Source organism: Stenotrophomonas sp. YJH_SMC_73 (assembly GCF_059370155.1).
On record NZ_JCAFTJ010000006.1, the window covers coordinates 306,363 to 321,789 of the forward strand.

11 protein-coding genes and 2 rRNA genes are annotated in these 15,427 nt (G+C 67.0%); 4 read left to right on the forward strand and 9 right to left on the reverse strand.

Annotated features, from left to right (window positions below):
- Positions 1-49: 49 nt before the first annotated feature.
- Both coxB and AC5P8R_RS12475 read right to left on the reverse strand, forming a co-directional pair.
- Positions 50-1,003 carry a cytochrome c oxidase subunit II gene (coxB, locus tag AC5P8R_RS12470; RefSeq protein ID WP_041863004.1) on the reverse strand — a complete coding sequence of 318 codons (954 nt, stop codon included), beginning with the start codon at positions 1,001-1,003 and terminating at the stop codon, positions 50-52.
- An 11-nt stretch (positions 1,004-1,014) separates the two neighbouring features.
- Positions 1,015-1,491: a DUF2244 domain-containing protein gene (locus tag AC5P8R_RS12475; protein WP_014645689.1), complete on the reverse strand. Its 477-nt coding sequence runs from the start codon at positions 1,489-1,491 to the stop codon at positions 1,015-1,017.
- A 274-nt stretch (positions 1,492-1,765) separates the two neighbouring features.
- Between AC5P8R_RS12475 and putA the strand changes: the two genes are divergently transcribed.
- Positions 1,766-4,984 (forward strand): bifunctional proline dehydrogenase/L-glutamate gamma-semialdehyde dehydrogenase PutA, encoded by a 3,219-nt coding sequence (gene putA / locus AC5P8R_RS12480; protein ID WP_046428197.1) that lies wholly within the window; start codon positions 1,766-1,768, stop codon positions 4,982-4,984.
- A 151-nt stretch (positions 4,985-5,135) separates the two neighbouring features.
- On the opposite strand, the gene AC5P8R_RS12485 is transcribed toward putA, so the two are convergent.
- The 3 genes from AC5P8R_RS12485 to AC5P8R_RS12495 form a co-directional block, all read right to left on the reverse strand.
- Entirely contained in the window at positions 5,136-6,209 is a 1,074-nt protein-coding gene (locus tag AC5P8R_RS12485; RefSeq protein WP_111206333.1) for an AAA family ATPase, read from the reverse strand.
- Entirely contained in the window at positions 6,196-6,795 is a 600-nt protein-coding gene (gene pnuC / locus AC5P8R_RS12490; protein WP_014645686.1) for a nicotinamide riboside transporter PnuC, read from the reverse strand. The genes AC5P8R_RS12485 and pnuC overlap by 14 nt, the downstream gene beginning before the upstream one ends.
- Before the next feature lie 113 nt (positions 6,796-6,908).
- Positions 6,909-8,336, reverse strand: a complete 1,428-nt coding sequence (locus AC5P8R_RS12495) for an outer membrane protein transport protein (RefSeq protein WP_049419231.1) — start codon at positions 8,334-8,336, stop codon at positions 6,909-6,911.
- Between the two features lie 225 nt (positions 8,337-8,561).
- On the opposite strand from AC5P8R_RS12495, the gene AC5P8R_RS12500 reads away from it, so the two are divergent.
- A complete protein-coding gene (locus AC5P8R_RS12500) occupies positions 8,562-9,254 on the forward strand; it encodes a rhomboid family intramembrane serine protease (RefSeq protein ID WP_005414994.1) in 693 nt (230 codons plus the stop codon).
- 83 nt (positions 9,255-9,337) lie between these two features.
- On the opposite strand, the gene AC5P8R_RS12505 is transcribed toward AC5P8R_RS12500, so the two are convergent.
- Positions 9,338-10,762 carry a S41 family peptidase gene (locus AC5P8R_RS12505; protein ID WP_169411579.1) on the reverse strand — a complete coding sequence of 475 codons (1,425 nt, stop codon included), beginning with the start codon at positions 10,760-10,762 and terminating at the stop codon, positions 9,338-9,340.
- Positions 10,763-10,870: 108 nt separating this feature from the next.
- The gene (locus tag AC5P8R_RS12510) at positions 10,871-12,172 is read right to left on the reverse strand and encodes a murein hydrolase activator EnvC family protein (protein WP_495223484.1); all 1,302 of its coding nucleotides are present in this window, start codon (positions 12,170-12,172) and stop codon (positions 10,871-10,873) included.
- Positions 12,173-12,267: 95 nt separating this feature from the next.
- Here AC5P8R_RS12510 and AC5P8R_RS12515 point away from each other — a divergent pair, with 95 nt between their 5' ends.
- On the forward strand, positions 12,268-12,930 hold the full coding sequence (locus AC5P8R_RS12515) for a DUF4097 family beta strand repeat-containing protein (RefSeq protein ID WP_014645682.1): 663 nt from the start codon (positions 12,268-12,270) through the stop codon (positions 12,928-12,930).
- Between the two features lie 86 nt (positions 12,931-13,016).
- Positions 13,017-14,726 carry a M28 family metallopeptidase gene (locus AC5P8R_RS12520; protein WP_169411581.1) on the forward strand — a complete coding sequence of 570 codons (1,710 nt, stop codon included), beginning with the start codon at positions 13,017-13,019 and terminating at the stop codon, positions 14,724-14,726.
- Between the two features lie 314 nt (positions 14,727-15,040).
- Here AC5P8R_RS12520 and rrf (AC5P8R_RS12525) read toward each other — a convergent pair.
- Together rrf (AC5P8R_RS12525) and rrf (AC5P8R_RS12530) are read right to left on the reverse strand one after the other, a co-directional pair.
- Positions 15,041-15,155: ribosomal RNA gene (gene rrf / locus AC5P8R_RS12525) — 5S ribosomal RNA — on the reverse strand.
- Positions 15,156-15,289: 134 nt separating this feature from the next.
- Positions 15,290-15,404 (reverse strand): 5S ribosomal RNA (gene rrf, locus AC5P8R_RS12530).
- Positions 15,405-15,427: the final 23 nt, after the last annotated feature.

Here is a 15,427-nt window from a genome sequence, read left to right on the forward strand (position 1 = left end):
CTCTCAGAATCGGTTGTCACCACGGCCGCGGGCGGCCGCGGGCTTTACATCACGCGCCGCTGGCTGCAGTGGCAGGTGCGCTGGCCGCTTCTGCAGCAGCAGGCGCAGCCGGCGCCTCGCCCGCCGGTGCAGCCGGTTCGGCAGGTGCCGCAGGCGTGGCCGGCGCGGCAGCCGGCGCCGGCTTGCGCTGCGCCAGCCACTGTTTGAATTCCTCCTTGGACACCGCCTCGACCACGATCGGCATGAAGCCGTGGTCCTTTCCGCACAGCTCGGCGCACTGGCCGCGGTACACGCCAGGCTGCTCGATGCTGGTCCAGGCTTCGTTGATGAAGCCGGGAATGGCATCCTGCTTCCAGCCCAGCGCCGGCACCCACCAGGCGTGGATCACGTCGTCGGAGGTGATGACGAAGCGCACCTTGGTGTCGACCGGCAGCACCAGCCGGTTGTCGACATCCAGCAGGTAGTGCGGATGGCTTTCACGGGTCGGCACGATGCCACTTTGCCGCACGCGGTCGGACTCGCGGTCCAGGCGGCTGGTGAAGGTGACGTTCTCGCCGAGGTATTCGTACTTCCACATCCACTGGTAGCCGGTGACCTTGACCGTCATCTCGGCATCGCGGGTGTCGTACATCTTGATCAGGTTGGCCGTGGCCGGCCACGCCATCACGATCAGGATGATCACCGGGATCACCGTCCAGATGATCTCGGCCTTGGTGTTGTGGCTGAAGGTGGCGGCGACTGCCCCCTTGGATTTGCGGAACTTGAAGATGGCGTAGGCCATCGCGCCGAACACGATGACGCCGATCACCGTGCAGATGATCAACGAGAGATTGTTCGATTCCCAGGCCAGGCGCGAGGTCTGGGTCACCCCCTTGCCCATGTTCAGCTGCCACGGCTTGGGATCGGCCGCCTGGGCCCAGGCCAACGCCGGCATCAGTCCCCCGGCCACCATGGCGGTGACCGCTGCAACGCACTTCGTGCCCCACCTGCTGCTTTGCTTCATTGCCTAGACCCTTAGCGTCGTCGGTTGCCGCCATCGCTGGCGGCGAGCAAGCTTTCAAGTGTCTCTGCGAGCGTCTGACGTTCGGCCGGCGCGAGGAAACTCCCCACCTCCACCTGCCGGCCGCTGGATGCCAGCCGGACCCTCTCATCGCCGGTGAGCAGGCGCACCCAGTGGGGGTGGGCCCGGAACACCGGCGATCCACCGGGTACGGGGATGACCTCCACGTACGCCGGCACTACCCGGATCTCCTCCTGCCGTTCACCGCTGCGCCACAAGGCACGCAGTGCCGCCGCCAGCACCAGGCTGTACAGCAGCGCGAACAGGGGGGCGAATGCATTGCCGGCCAACCACCCGAGGGCGGACACCAGCCACATCGCACCCGACAACACGGTGAACAACAGGACGAACTGCCGGGCATCGAGCGCCCGTGGGGGACGCAGCCGCAGCTGCGTACCTGACCCATCCGGAGCTGGAAGCACCTCGATCATGTCGCAACCGCGTTCCTGCCGCGGGAAACGTCTCGATGGTAGCCCCGCCCTCTCGCCGGTAGCAAGGGTGCATTCACACTTTTTCCCATGCTGCAACACAGCATGGGGTCGGCGGCGCGAATGCCGAATTCAGCACAAATATTGCCGGGCTTGCTGAACACGCTGAATCCACCACCATTAGGGGCTATCAGCCCTTCACGAAGGTGGCTGCGGGGCACTTCCGCAACCCGCAAAAATGATTAAAATCGCCAAGTTTTCCATTGGCCGGACCGGCATGAACGCACCTTCCTCCTCCCCTGCCGCCAGCGACGCCCAGCGTCCCGGCGCGCTGCTGTCGCCGGAACTGCCGGCGCCCCCCAACCCGTTCCGCCAGGCCATCACCGATGCCTGGTTGAAGGACGAGGCCAGCCACGTCCGCGAGCTGCTGGCGCAGGCCCGGCTGCCGGCCGACGAGCAGGCCAGGGTGCAGGCGCTGGCCGCCGACCTGGTCGGCCGCGTGCGCGTGCGTGCCAAGGACCAGGGCGCGATCGAAGCCTTCATGCGCCAGTACGACCTGGGCAGCGAAGAAGGCGTGCTGCTGATGTGCGTGGCCGAAGCGCTGCTGCGCATTCCGGACCAGGACACCGCCGACAAGCTGATCCGCGACAAGCTGGCCGATGCCGACTGGGAAAAGCACCTGGGCGGCAGCGACTCGGTGCTGGTCAACGCCTCCACCTGGGGCCTGATGCTGACCGGCAAGCTGGTACAGATGAACGACGCCACCCGCGCCGATGCGCCCAGCGCGTTCAAGCGCCTGGTCGGCCGCGTCGGTGAGCCGGTGGTGCGCCTGGCCGTGCGCCAGGCGATGAAGATCATGGGCCACCAGTTCGTCATGGGCCGCACCATCAGCGAGGCGCTGTCGCGCTCGCACAAGGGCGACAACGCGAACTACCGCTACTCCTTCGACATGCTGGGCGAAGGCGCGCTGACCATGAAGGACGCGCTGCGCTACCTGGAAGACTACCGTCGCGCGATCCACGCCATTGGCGGTGATCACAAGGCCCGCGGCGGCCGCCCGGATGGCGACGTCAACAACGCACCGGGCATCTCGATCAAGCTGTCGGCGCTGTACCCGCGCTACGAGCACGCCAAGCGCGAGCGCGTGCTGAAGGACCTGGTGCCGGGCGTGCTGGAGCTGGCGCAGCTGGCCAAGAGCTACGGCATCGGCTGCACCGTCGACGCCGAAGAGTCCGACCGCCTGGAACTGTCGCTGGACATCATCGAGCAGGTGTTCTCCGACGCCTCGCTGGCCGGCTGGGACGGCTTCGGCGTGGTCGTGCAGGCCTACCAGAAGCGCACACCGTACACGATCGACCACCTGGCCGACATGGCGCGCCGCGCCGGTCGCCGCCTGCAGGTGCGCCTGGTCAAGGGCGCCTATTGGGATGCCGAGATCAAGCGCGCGCAGATCGAAGGCTATCCGGGCTACCCGGTGTTCACCCGCAAGCAGAACACCGACGTGTCCTACCTGGCATGCGCCAAGCGCCTGTTCACCCATGCCGACGCGATCTACCCGATGTTCGCCACGCACAACGCGCACACCATCGCTGCGGTGCGCAGCATCGCCAACGGTGGCGTGTACGAGCACCAGAAGCTGCACGGCATGGGCGATGACCTGTACGCCGAAGTGGTGCCGGCCGATCGCCTGGGCCTGCCCTGCCGCGTGTACGCCCCGGTCGGTTCGCATGAAGACCTGCTGCCGTACCTGGTGCGCCGCCTGCTGGAAAACGGCGCCAACTCCAGCTTCGTCAACCGCATCACCGATGAGCGCGTGCCGATCGCCGACCTGATCCGCGATCCGGTCGAGATGGTCGCCTCGTTCGCTTCGATTCCGCATCCCAAGATCCCGCTGCCGGTAGACCTGCTGCGCAGCCAGAACCACGACAGGAAGAACTCCATGGGCGCCAACCTCGCCAACGACAACGAACTGCGCGCCCTCGCCGAGCAGCTCAACGCGGCCGTGAAGCCGTGGCAGGCCGCCCCGCTGGTGCCGGGTGCGAACCCGGCCGGCGCCTCGCTGCCGGTGACCAACCCGGCCGACACCCGCGAAGTGGTCGGCCAGTGGCTGGCCGCCGATGCCGCCACCGTGCAGAAGGCGCTGGCGAATGCCGTAGCCGCGCAGCCGGCCTGGAACCGCACCCCGGCCGCCAGCCGCGCCGCCATCCTCGAGCACGCCGCCGACCAGCTGGAAGCGCGCATGCCGGAGTTCATGGCGCTGTGCGTGAAGGAAGCCGGCAAGAGCCTGCCCGACAGCATCGCCGAAGTGCGCGAAGCCGTGGACTTCCTGCGCTACTACGCCAAGCAGGCGCGCGAGCAGTTCAGCCACGCCGAGAAGCTGCCCAGCCCGACCGGTGAGTCCAACGAGCTGCAGCTGCACGGCCGCGGCGTGTTCGTCTGCATCAGCCCGTGGAACTTCCCGCTGGCGATCTTCCTGGGCCAGGTCGCTGCTGCACTGGCCGCCGGCAACAGCGTCATCGCCAAGCCGGCCGAACAGACCAACCTGATCGGCTACTACGCGGTGAAGCTGCTGCACGAAGCTGGCGTGCCGGCCGAGGTGGTGCAGTACCTGCCGGGCGACGGCGCCACCGTCGGTGCCGCACTGACCGCCGACCCGCGCGTGGCCGGCGTGGCCTTCACCGGCTCCACCGACACCGCACGTGCGATCAACCGCGCCATGGCCGCGCGTGACGCCGCCATCGGTGTGCTGATCGCCGAGACCGGCGGCCAGAATGCCTTCATCGCCGACTCCTCGGCGCTGCCGGAACAGCTGGTCAAGGACGCGATCGGTTCGGCCTTCACCTCCGCCGGCCAGCGTTGCTCGGCCGCGCGCGTGCTGTTCGTGCAGGACGACATCGCCGACAAGGTGATGACCATGCTGGCCGGCGCGATGAAGGAACTGAAGGTCGGCAACCCGGGCCTGCTGTCCACCGACGTCGGCCCGGTGATCGACGCCGACGCGCTGAAGATCCTGCAGGACCACGCCGAGCGCATGGACCGCGAAGCGCGCCTGATCGCGGCCGCCGAGCTGTCCGCCGAAGCGGCCAATGGCACCTTCTTCGCACCGCGCGCGTATGAACTGAAGGATCTGGGCCAGCTGCACAAGGAAATCTTCGGGCCGGTCCTGCACGTGATCCGCTGGAAGGGCGACCAGCTCGACGCGGTGATCGACCAGATCAATGCCACCGGCTACGGCCTGACCCTGGGCGTGCATTCGCGCATCGACGAGACCGTTGATCGCATCAGCAACGGCGTCCACGTCGGCAACGTCTACGTCAACCGCAACCAGATCGGCGCGGTGGTCGGCGTGCAGCCGTTCGGCGGCCAGGGCCTGTCCGGCACCGGCCCGAAGGCCGGCGGCCCGCACTACCTGCTGCGCTTCGCTACCGAAAAGACGGTGACGGTGAACACCACAGCCGCAGGCGGCAACGCCTCGCTGCTGACCCTGGGCGACTGATCGCCTGCTTGATGCAGTAAACAAAAAACCCCGCGAACGCGGGGTTTTTTGTGCTTTGCTTCCTGTAGAGGCGGGCCCACGCTCGGCTTTCCTGGCTGTAGAGCCGAGCCCATGCTCGGCTTTTCTGGCGCAGCCGAGCGTGGGCTCGGCTCTACAGAGGCAAGGCGACACTGAACCGATTGTCCGCCCGCTTCGCCAGCTCGCCCTGCACGCGTGCGATGCGCGTCTCCAGATCGCCTTCCAGCAGCACATGCTCGACACCCTCTGCCTGCAGCTGCTCCAGGTACCACGCATGCTGCTGCGTCCGGAAGGCTTCGCCCACGCGCGTGCCATCCTGGTCAAACGGAATATCCGGCGCGCACAGGAACAGCAGGTCGTAGCGTCGTCGTGCCGCTTGCCGCAGCGGCTGCGGCGCCGTGCCAAACATCCAGCCGCTGTAGCCCAGCGTCACCAGCGGCGTGGTATCGCAGAACAGCCAGCGATGCGCACGCCGCACAGCTTCGTCTTCGTGCTGTGGCTGTGTCATTGCGATGCGCAGCAGATCGCCCGGCGTCAGCTCTCCGCCTCGCTGCTCCCACAGCGTGCGGCCATACTCCGGCACCCAGACAGTCTGCAGACGCTCGGCCAGCACGCGGGCCAGCGTGGTCTTGCCGCTGGACTCGCCACCGATGAAGGCCACGCGCTGTACATGGTCGGCATACACCTGCGGTGCGAGCCCATGGCGATGCGCATGCGGATCGCTGCGCAGCTCGGTGCCGCAGGCCTGCCCGACGTCCAATGCGCGTTCGAGCCGCTCATGGCGTACCGGCGCACCGAAGTGCGTGGCCAGCGCCTGCGCGAAGCCGTCACCGTAGTCCTCACCGGTGTACACCGCCTGCACCGGCCCACCGAACAGGTTCAGGCACAGCCAGGCGGTAAAGTCACGTTGCACCTGTTCGTCATCACTGTCCTGCGGCAGCGCTCGCACCGGCAAGCCATGCTGCGTGCACAATGCGGCCAGTCGCGCGTCGTCAAGCACCGCTACCGTAGCCTGCGGGAAACGCGCACGCAGCCAGCGCTCGCGGCGCGCAGCGCTGTAGCCGGCAAAGCCCGGCTGCGACCAGCCGATCACCAGCAGCTGCTGGCAGCGCGTGGCGGCGAAGTCGATCAGTCGTTCATGGCCGCGATGCAGCGGGCAGAACTTGCCCACCACCAGGCCGCGTGCAACGCGCTCAGGCAGCGGCATCGGCCGCCCTGGCCTCGTCCCGCATCAGGTGCCGCCAATGGCGCAAGGCGACCAGCGCGTTGATCCAGAAGCCCACATACAGGATCGAGGTCAGGTGCAGGCCACGGCTGTAGTAGAGCGGCACCGCAACGGTGTTCACCAGCAGCCATACCCACCACGATTCCAGCTTGCGTCGCATCATCAGGATCTGCGCGATCACACTCAACACCAGCACCGCCGAATCGATGTACGGCGCATAGGCATTGGTCAGGCGGGTCAGCATCCAGCCGTAGCCGAACGTGGCCACTACCGCCAGCGGCGCCAGCCAGGCCCAGGCGCGCGGCCGCAATGAAGTGATCGGCAACGGCGCGCCATGGTCACCACGCAGCCACTGCCACCAGCCCAGCACGCTGATGGCGATGAAGAAGAACTGCAGCACCATGTCCGCATACAGATGCGATCGTTCGAACACGGCAGCAAACAAGGCGCAGCCGACGATGCCCAGCCACCAGGTGTGCACGTTGTTGCGGCCGGCCAGCAGGATCGAGCCGGCGACGGCGATGTTGGCAGCCAGCTCCAGCTGGAAGTTCGGATCGGACAGGTTCATGTCGCTATTGTCGTGGATCCGTGCGCTGCGTGGACGCCCCGGCCCGTCCCTACAAAAAGAAAGGCCCCGCTTGCGCGGGGCCTCCTTCGTACTGCTCCAGGCAATCGCCCGAATCAGAACTTGTACTGCATCGACGCCGCCAGCACGTCGCCGCTGACCTTGTACTTGCCGGTCACGGTGTTGCCGGTGGCCGAGGTCGAGGTGATGTTCGGATCCTTGGTGAACAGGTGGGTGTAGCCCACGCTGTATTCCATCTTGTCCGAAGCGGCGTAGGTCATGCCCAGCGACAGCCACTTGCGGGTGGTGTCCGGCACGCGCACGTCGCGGTGGGCATCGGTGGTCGGGGTCTGGTCATAGGCCAGGCCGCCGCGCAGGGTCAGCTTGTCGTTCACGCGGAAATCGGTACCGATCGACGCGAAGGTGGTGTCACGGTAGTGGAACGGCAGCACGCTGTCCGGCTGGTTGGAGTCGTAATCGACGACGACCTGGTCGAACTTGCTCCACGCGGTGCGCGTGACTTCAGCCATGATCTGCCACTGGTCGTTCACACGGTGGGTGAAGCCCACGGTGGCGCTGGCCGGCAGGGTGATGGTCGCGCGACCGTTGCTGTCGATGAAGGTACCCGGGGCAGCAGTGGCCAGGAAGGCCGCCGCATTCTGCGGGATGGTGAAATCGGCCTTGCCGTCGGTGATCTTGTGCTCGACCTTCGAGCGGTAGCTGAACGCGATGTTGGTGCCTTCCACCGGGGTGACGGTCATGCCCAGGGTGTAACCGACCGACACTTCATCGCCCTTGATGCGCAGGTAGCCATCGGCGGTGCCCGGCGAGAAGCCGAGCTGGGCGGCCTGGCGTGCAGCCGCCTGCGACGCCGCCGCAGCCTGGGCCGCGGTGCCGCCGGCAGCCAGCACACGCGCCGCAGCGGTGCGCTGGGCAGTGGCGTTGATCGCGGTGCCGGTGTCGACAGCACTGGTCAGGTCGACGTTCAGGCGCTCGGCGAACACCGACGCACCGAACGACAGGTACGGGTTGACGTCATAGGAGAACGCCACGCCCAGGTCGATGGCCTGCAGCTCGGTCTTGACGCCGTTGTAGCGGCCGACCCAGTCGCGGTCGTATTCGGTCTTGAAGCCGAACGGCACGGTCAGCGAAGCACCGAAGTGCATGTTGTCGTTCTCGCCGAACGGCACGTGGAAGTACGCGGCCGGAACCGGGGCGATCATGCCGGCGTCGCCGCCGTTGCCACCGGAAATCGGCGCGCCGTTGGCGTACTTGCCCTGGCCGCGGAACTTGGCGCCGAAGCTGATGGCGCTGACGTCGCCCTGGACCAGGGTGCCGTCGAGCAGGCGCATGGACGCCGGGTTGGTAGCGATGACCGAGGCGTCACCTTCGGTCGAGGTGGAGCCGGCGAACGCGCGGCCCAGGCCCTTGGCGCTGTTTTCCTTCAGCTGGAAGGCGGCAGCATTGGCATCGGCGGCGGCCAGCGCACCGGCAACGCCGACGGCCAGCAGGGTCAGTCGGGCAATGGTGGAAGCGGTTTGCATCGTAGTTCTCTCTCCGGTAAGCGGTGATGGTGCTCTGAGTGCGCCTGCGCCCGCCGGGTCCTGGGACCCATCGGAGCGCGCCGGATTCCCCTCCCGACATACGACGCCGTATGCGAGTATTACCCAGAGCTGTTAATGAAACAATAACAGCGCAGGCGGTTTTTTCGTCTCAAAAGCTGAACAGGACCGTCCCCACCGAACGTGGCCGCACGCTAGGCTATTGGCATGTTCGTCTCCCTCCCGTCGCGCAAGAAGGCGGCCCTGCGCTGGGCCACGCCCGTGCTGTTCGCGTCATTGTGGCTGGCATTCCTGTGGTCGATCTCGCGCCCGGACGATGCCCGCGGCAGTCTCTGGCTGGACTGGGGCGCCCTGTCCACCGGCCTGACCCGTCCGCTGGACTGGTGGGCGACCCTGCAGGACGGCAGCGTGCTGCGCCTGTTCACTGCGCTGTTCCTGCACGCCGACTGGTCGCACCTGCTGGGCAACCTGGTATTCCTGCTGATCTTCGGCCTCCCCGCCGAGCGGGTGCTGGGACCCTGGCGGTTGCTGCTGCTGTTCCTCGTGGGCGGCGCGGTGTCCAACCTGGTGGCGATCTACACCATGGGCAGCCCGGACCAGATCATCATCGGCGCCAGCGGCGCGGTGTCGGCGCTGATCGGCGCCTATCTGGCCCTGTTCCCCGGTGCCCGGCTGGGCGTGGTGATCCCGCTGGGCCTGTTCCTGGAGTTCGTGCGCGCCCCGGCCTACCTGCTGATCGGCGTCTGGGCCGCGCTGCAGGTGGTGTTCGCCCATATCGGCCCCAGCTTCGGCATGGTGGCCTGGTGGGCGCACATCGGCGGCTTCGTGTTCGGCGTGGTGTATGGCGTGTACGTGCGCGCCGCGATCGCGCGCCGCCTGCGCAAGCGGCACGGATTCTGACCCCTGGTAGTGCCGGCCGCTGGCCGGCTCCACGCTCACCCGCTCGTTCGTAGATCAGTCGAGCATGGCTCGACTCTACAAAATCAAGGCTTGGCCGGGACGGGTTCGGGCTTTGCTTCCGGCTTTGCTTCCGGCTTTGCCGCAGCGGCCTTCGCGGCCTTGGCCGCATCCGCCTTGGCGGCCTCGGCCTTCAACCGTGCGGCCACCGAGCCAGGGTTCTTCAGCTCGGCCAGCGCGTCGTTGATCGGGCCATCGCCCGGCAGCACCGCTCCGGCGTGGTAGCCCTCAGTGCCTTCGTCATCGCCGCGCAGATGGCCCGGCAGGGTGGCTTCACTGTAGTCGCTCAGGCTGGCCGGCAGTGCATCCTCGGCCGGCGTGGCGGCGGGCTTCAGTTCGACGTCCGGCACGATGCCGGTGGCCTGGATCGACTTGCCGCTGGGCGTGTAATAGCGCGCGGTGGTCAGCTTCACCGAATCACCGTTGTCCAGCGGCAGCACGGTCTGCACCGAGCCCTTGCCGAAGGTACGGCTGCCGACCACGCGCGCCCGCTTGTTGTCGCGCAGCGCGCCGGCCAGGACTTCCGATGCACTGGCCGAACCGGCATCGGCCAGCACGACCACCGGTGCGCCCTTCAGCAGGTCGCCCGGGGTCGCGTCGAATCGTGCATCGCTGATGCTGATGCGGCCACGGGTGCTGACGATGTTGCCCTTGTCGAGCAGATCATCGGCCACCTGCACGGCAGCGGTCAGCAGGCCACCCGGGTTGCTGCGCAGGTCCAGCACCAGGCCCTTGAGCTGGCCACCGGACTGCTTCTGCAGCTGCTGCACGTGCTTCTGGAAGTCCGAACCGGTATCGGCCTGGAAGGTGCTCAGGCGGATGTAGCCATAGCCGGGTTCCAGCAGGCGGCTGCGCACGCTGGTCACGCGGATGGTCTGGCGGGTGAGGCTCACGTCGAACGGCTTGGGCTTGCCTTCGCGCACGATGGTCAGCACCACCTTGCTGCCGGCCGGGCCGCGCAGCGGCTCGCTGGCATCGATCGCACTGATCGGCTTGCCGTCGATGGCGATAATCAGGTCACCAGCGAGGATGCCGGCCTTGGCCGCCGGGGTGTCGTCGATCGGCGCGATCACCTTCATGCTGGCGTTGTCCGGCTGCTGCTGCAGCTCCACGCCGATGCCCTCGTAGGCACCATTGGCCTGCTCGTCGAAGGCCTGCGCGTCTTCCTTGTTGAAGTAGGTGCTGTGCGGATCGAGGTCGAGCAGCAGGCCACGCACGGCCGACTGCATCAGCTTCTTGTCATCGACCGGATCGACATAGGCGGCGCGCACCGCGTTGTACACGGCCACGAAACGGCGGATGTCCTCCAGCGGCACCTTCGAGGTCACCGCCTCCTCGCTGTTCGCTGCCTGCCCGCTGGTTTCCTGGCTCGGGGCGGGCGCGGTCTGCTGCGCCCAGGACAGCGCTGGCAACAGGGCCAGCAAGAGGGTGGCGGTACGGGCTGCGCGCATGGATCACTCCTGTCGACGTTGGCATCGTGCCCAAGGCACATGCACCGATTATGCGCGAAGCACAGCTAAATTCCCGTTGAATCCAACCCGCATCCGGCAGGCCTGGATTCAGCGCCGCGGCAGCCAGCTGTCCGGGTTGACCGGCTGCCCGCCACGGCGCAGCTCAAAGTACAGCGCGGTGACGCCCTGGCCACCGGAATTGCCGACCTTGGCCACCGCATCACCGCGGCTGACCCGTGCGCCGGCATCCTTCAGCAGGGTGTCGTTGTGGGCATACAGGCTCATGTAGCCATTGCCGTGGTCGACGATCAGGATCATGCCGTAGCCGGTCATCCAGTCGGAGAACACCACGGTGCCGTCGGCCACGGCCGTGACGGTGCTGCCGGCCGGCGCGCCGATCAGCACGCCGCTGCTGGTACGGCCATCGGGCAGCTTGCCGCCATAGCGGGCCAGCAGGTTGCCGGACAACGGCCAACCCAGGCCGCCGACCTTCGGTGCCGGTGCCGACGCCACCGCAGGTGGAACCTTGGTTGCCGGCGGCGGTGGCCGGCCCTGTGCGGCCGCCTGGCGTGCGGCCCGCTCGGCAGCGGCCTTTTCGGCAGCAGCTCGACGTGCCGCCGCGCGACGCTCGGCTTCGGCCCGGGCGGCAGCGGCACGCAGATTGGCCAGCAGCGTTTCCAGCGCCTTGGCATCCTGGCCCAGTGCCTGTTCCTTCTCGCGCCGGTCCTTGAAGCGTTCGTCGAGCGAGGCCACGGTCTGCGCGCGGTCACGGCGGTCGGCCGCCAGCGCCGCTGCCTGCTGCTTCTGGTCCTGCTGCGCCCCCTGCAGCTTCTGCTTGCGCTCGGCGATCTGCGCCTGCAGCGCTTCCAGTTCCTTCAGGTCGGCGGTGAGCGTGGTGATGCGCTGCGCTCGTTCGCGCTGCAGGTAACGATGGTAGGCCAGGGCGCGATTGGCATCGGCCACCGTGTCCTGCGACAGCAGCAGCTTCAGCGGTGCGTGATTGCCAAGCTGATACGCCGCGCGCAGCAGGCCGGCCAGTTCGCGGTGCTGCTGGGCCAGGTTGGTTTGCAGGCTGCTGCGGCGCTGCTCGGCCTGGGCCAGGGCCTGGGCCTGCTCGCGCAGCGCCGCTTCGGTCTGCGCAAGCGCGCGGCCGGTGCGTGCCACCTTCTCGTCGGCCTCGCGCAGCTGTTGCGATGCTTGGCCACGCTGCCCTTCGATCTGCCGTCGCTCCTGCGCCACGCCCTTCAGCTCGGTACGCAGCTTCTGCAGCTTGCGCTCGGTCTCGCGGGTGGTCTGCGCAGCACCCGGCAGGGGCAGGGCCAGCGCCACAGCCAGCCCCAGCAGCAGCCAGCGCCCGCCGCGTAGGGCGGCGATGTGATGTCGGCGTGATGGGAAGGCGTTGTCGCGCAAGGGCTTTCCAGTGACTTCAGGCAGTTGCGGGGGGTACCGGGGAATGGTGACATCTCCGCACGCGGCCTGCCAGCCGCACATCCATCGAGGTCCCCATGAAAACTCTATCCATTCCGCTGCTGTTGGGCGTACTGCTGGTCACCGGGCCGGTCTGCGCCCAGGAGAACATCAGCAAGGTCAACGGCAGCATCAGCGCCGAACCCGGCCAACGCTACGGCAAGCTGGACACCGTCAACGGCGGCATCCGCGTCGGCGAAGGCGTCGAGACCGGAAGCATCGACACCGTCAACGGCGGGGTGAAGGTTGCCGACCGCGCACGCACCGGCAAGATCGAAACCGTCAACGGCGGTGTCCGCCTGGGTCGCGAAGTGATCGCCAGCGGTGGCGTCAGCACCGTCAACGGCAGCATCTTCACTGATCGCGGCAGCCAGATCGAAGGCGGCGTCGAGACCGTGAACGGCGGCATCGGCCTGGTCGAGAGCCGCGTCGGCAAAGACGTCGAGACCGTCAACGGTGACATCACCGTCGGCATCGGTTCGCAGGTCAACGGCGGCGTGCATGTGCGCAAGCCGAACTTCAGTGTCTCGCTCACCGCCAGCCGCAAGCCGCGCGTGATCATCGGCCCCAACGCGGTCGTCAGTGGGCCGCTGCAGTTCGAGCGCGAGGTGGTGCTGTACGTGCATCGCACCGCACGCATCGGCCCGGTCACCGGGGCCGAGCCGATCCCGTTCGATACCGAAACCGCGCCGGCCGACTGAACCCGTCGCACCCGGCGCTTCAGTGATACTCGCGTTTACCGGTCGCGCATGAGATGCGACCGCCCTTTGTTCTCCAGGAATCGACGATGCCCCGCAAACTCCTCCTGTGCTTGGCCGCCGCGGCCGCGCTCAGTGCCTGCAAAGGCGAATCCACGCCGGCTGCCACGCCGCCCACCGATACCGCTGCCGCGAAGCCGGCCGCCCATCAGTTCTCACCGGAGATCAACGCCGGCGACTTCGCCGAGATGGTCAAGACCCTGGCTTCGGATGAGTTCGAAGGCCGCGCCCCGGGCAGCAAGGGCGAAGAACTGACGGTCAACTACATCCGCGACCAGATGCAGCGCATCGGCCTGCAGCCCGGCAACGGCGACAGCTGGTTCCAGGATGTGCCGATGACCGAGACCACGGCCGACGAATCGACCGTGCTGAAGATCACCCAGGGCGGCAAGACCACCGAACTGAAGTTCGGCACCGACATGGTGGTCGGCACCCGTACCGGCCAGGCCGAGGTGAAGGTCGATGCCAGCGACCTGGTGTTCGTCGGCTATGGCGTCGATGCGCCGGAGCAGAAGTGGAATGACTACGCCGGTCAGGACTGGAAGGGCAAGACGGTCGTGATGTTCGTCAACGACCCGGGCTTCCACGTCGACGACGCGAAGCTGTTCGACGGCAAGCGCATGACCTACTACGGCCGCTGGACCTACAAGTTCGAAGAGGCCGCCCGCAAGGGCGCCGCCGCCGCGCTGATCGTGCACGACACCGCCGGCGCGTCCTACGGCTGGGACGTGGTGAAGAATTCCTGGGCTGGCCCGCAGTACGACCTGCCCGCCAAGGATGACCCGGAAGCGCGCATCCCGGTACAGGGCTGGCTGAGCGCCGACGCGGCCAAGGCACTGTTCGCCGGTGCCGGCCTGGACCTTGCCCAGGCCTACAAGGACGCCAGCAAGCGCGGTTTCAAGCCAGTGCCGCTGAAGGCCACCGCTGCGGTCGACCTGAAGAGCCAGATCGCACAGAAGCAGTCGCGCAACGTGGTCGGCGTGCTGCCGGGCAGCAAGCGCGCTGACGAGGCCGTCCTGTACATGGCGCACTGGGACCACCTGGGCAAGCATGAGGGTGAGACCGGCGACAACATCTACAACGGCGCGGTCGACAACGCCACCGGCGTGGCTGGCATTCTCGAAGTGGCCGAAGCCATGGCCCACCAGGAGCCGAAGCCGGAGCGTTCGGTGGTGTTCCTGGCGGTGACCCTGGAAGAGTCCGGCCTGCTGGGTTCCAAGTACTACGTCGCCCACCCGACCTTCCCGCTGGACAAGATCGCCGGTGTGATCAACATCGATGCGATGTCGGTGGCCGGCCGTGCCAAGGACGTGACCGTCACCGGCTTCGGCAGCTCGGAGCTGGAGGACATCCTCAAGCCGCTGGCCGCCGCCCAGGACCGCACCCTGCACGGTGAGACCTCGGTACAGAGCGGCTTCTACTTCCGCTCCGATCACTTCAACTTCGCAAAAGCGGGTGTGCCGGCCCTGTACGCCGATGGCGGCGAAGACCTGCGCGAGGGTGGCGTGGAAGCGGGCCGCAAGGCGGCGGCGGACTACGGCGCCAACCGTTACCACGGCCCGAAGGACGAGTTCGACGCCGCCACCTGGAAGCTGGACGGCACCGTCGAAGACCTGCAGCTGATGTACGGCGTGGGCAAGGAACTGGCCGGTGGCGATCGTTGGCCGAACTGGTATGCAGGCAATCCGTTCAAGGCAGCCCGCGACGCGATGATGAAGGACAAGGTCTCGGCCAAGTAAAGTCGGGCCATGCTCGACTGAGCACTGTTGAGAGCAGAGCGGCGCCCCACGGGGCGCCGCTTTTCTTTTGCGTACCGTCGGCGGCTCATCCACGGTTGGTGTGGATCTGCCGGTAGTGCCGGCCGCTGGCCGGCAATCGATTGGTAGCGGCCAACTCTGGTTGGCGCCATGCTCCTCGCGGAGCACTTACGCATGGCGTGGATCTACCGGGCAATGCAACGCCATCGGATTGCCGGCCAGCGGCCGGCACTACCGGGGTTTCCTGCGCACAAAGAAAAACCCCGCTGCATGAGCAGCGGGGTTTTGGGTGTAAACCCTGGCGATGACCTACTCTCGCATGGCTTGAGCCACACTACCATCGGCGCAGCTGCGTTTCACTTCCGAGTTCGGGATGGGATCGGGTGGTTCCACAGCGCTAATTTCACCAGGGAGACGGTTGCAGCAGCGCTTGCAGCGCCAGCTTCGCGATCTTGCCCTTGGGGCGGAAGGGACCCGGAAAATGCAGTGCCTTCACTTAATAAGAAAAACCCCGCTGCGTGAGCAGCGGGGTTTTGGGTATAAAACCCTGGCGATGACCTACTCTCGCATGGCTTGAGCCACACTACCATCGGCGCAGCTGCGTTTCACTTCCGAGTTCGGGATGGGATCGGGTGGTTCCACAGCGCTAATTTCACCAGGGAGGCTTTTGGAGAGTCGCACTC

Bases quoted from the DNA above. Each gene is read 5' to 3' on its own strand.
- coxB (WP_041863004.1), bottom strand. From the start codon at position 1,003: ATGAAGCAAAGCAGCAGGTGGGGCACGAAGTGCGTTGCAGCGGTCACC.
- AC5P8R_RS12475 (WP_014645689.1), bottom strand. From the start codon at position 1,491: ATGATCGAGGTGCTTCCAGCTCCGGATGGGTCAGGTACGCAGCTGCGG.
- putA (WP_046428197.1), top strand. From the start codon at position 1,766: ATGAACGCACCTTCCTCCTCCCCTGCCGCCAGCGACGCCCAGCGTCCC.
- AC5P8R_RS12485 (WP_111206333.1), bottom strand. From the start codon at position 6,209: ATGCCGCTGCCTGAGCGCGTTGCACGCGGCCTGGTGGTGGGCAAGTTC.
- pnuC (WP_014645686.1), bottom strand. From the start codon at position 6,795: ATGAACCTGTCCGATCCGAACTTCCAGCTGGAGCTGGCTGCCAACATC.
- AC5P8R_RS12495 (WP_049419231.1), bottom strand. From the start codon at position 8,336: ATGCAAACCGCTTCCACCATTGCCCGACTGACCCTGCTGGCCGTCGGC.
- AC5P8R_RS12500 (WP_005414994.1), top strand. From the start codon at position 8,562: ATGTTCGTCTCCCTCCCGTCGCGCAAGAAGGCGGCCCTGCGCTGGGCC.
- AC5P8R_RS12505 (WP_169411579.1), bottom strand. From the start codon at position 10,762: ATGCGCGCAGCCCGTACCGCCACCCTCTTGCTGGCCCTGTTGCCAGCG.
- AC5P8R_RS12515 (WP_014645682.1), top strand. From the start codon at position 12,268: ATGAAAACTCTATCCATTCCGCTGCTGTTGGGCGTACTGCTGGTCACC.
- AC5P8R_RS12520 (WP_169411581.1), top strand. From the start codon at position 13,017: ATGCCCCGCAAACTCCTCCTGTGCTTGGCCGCCGCGGCCGCGCTCAGT.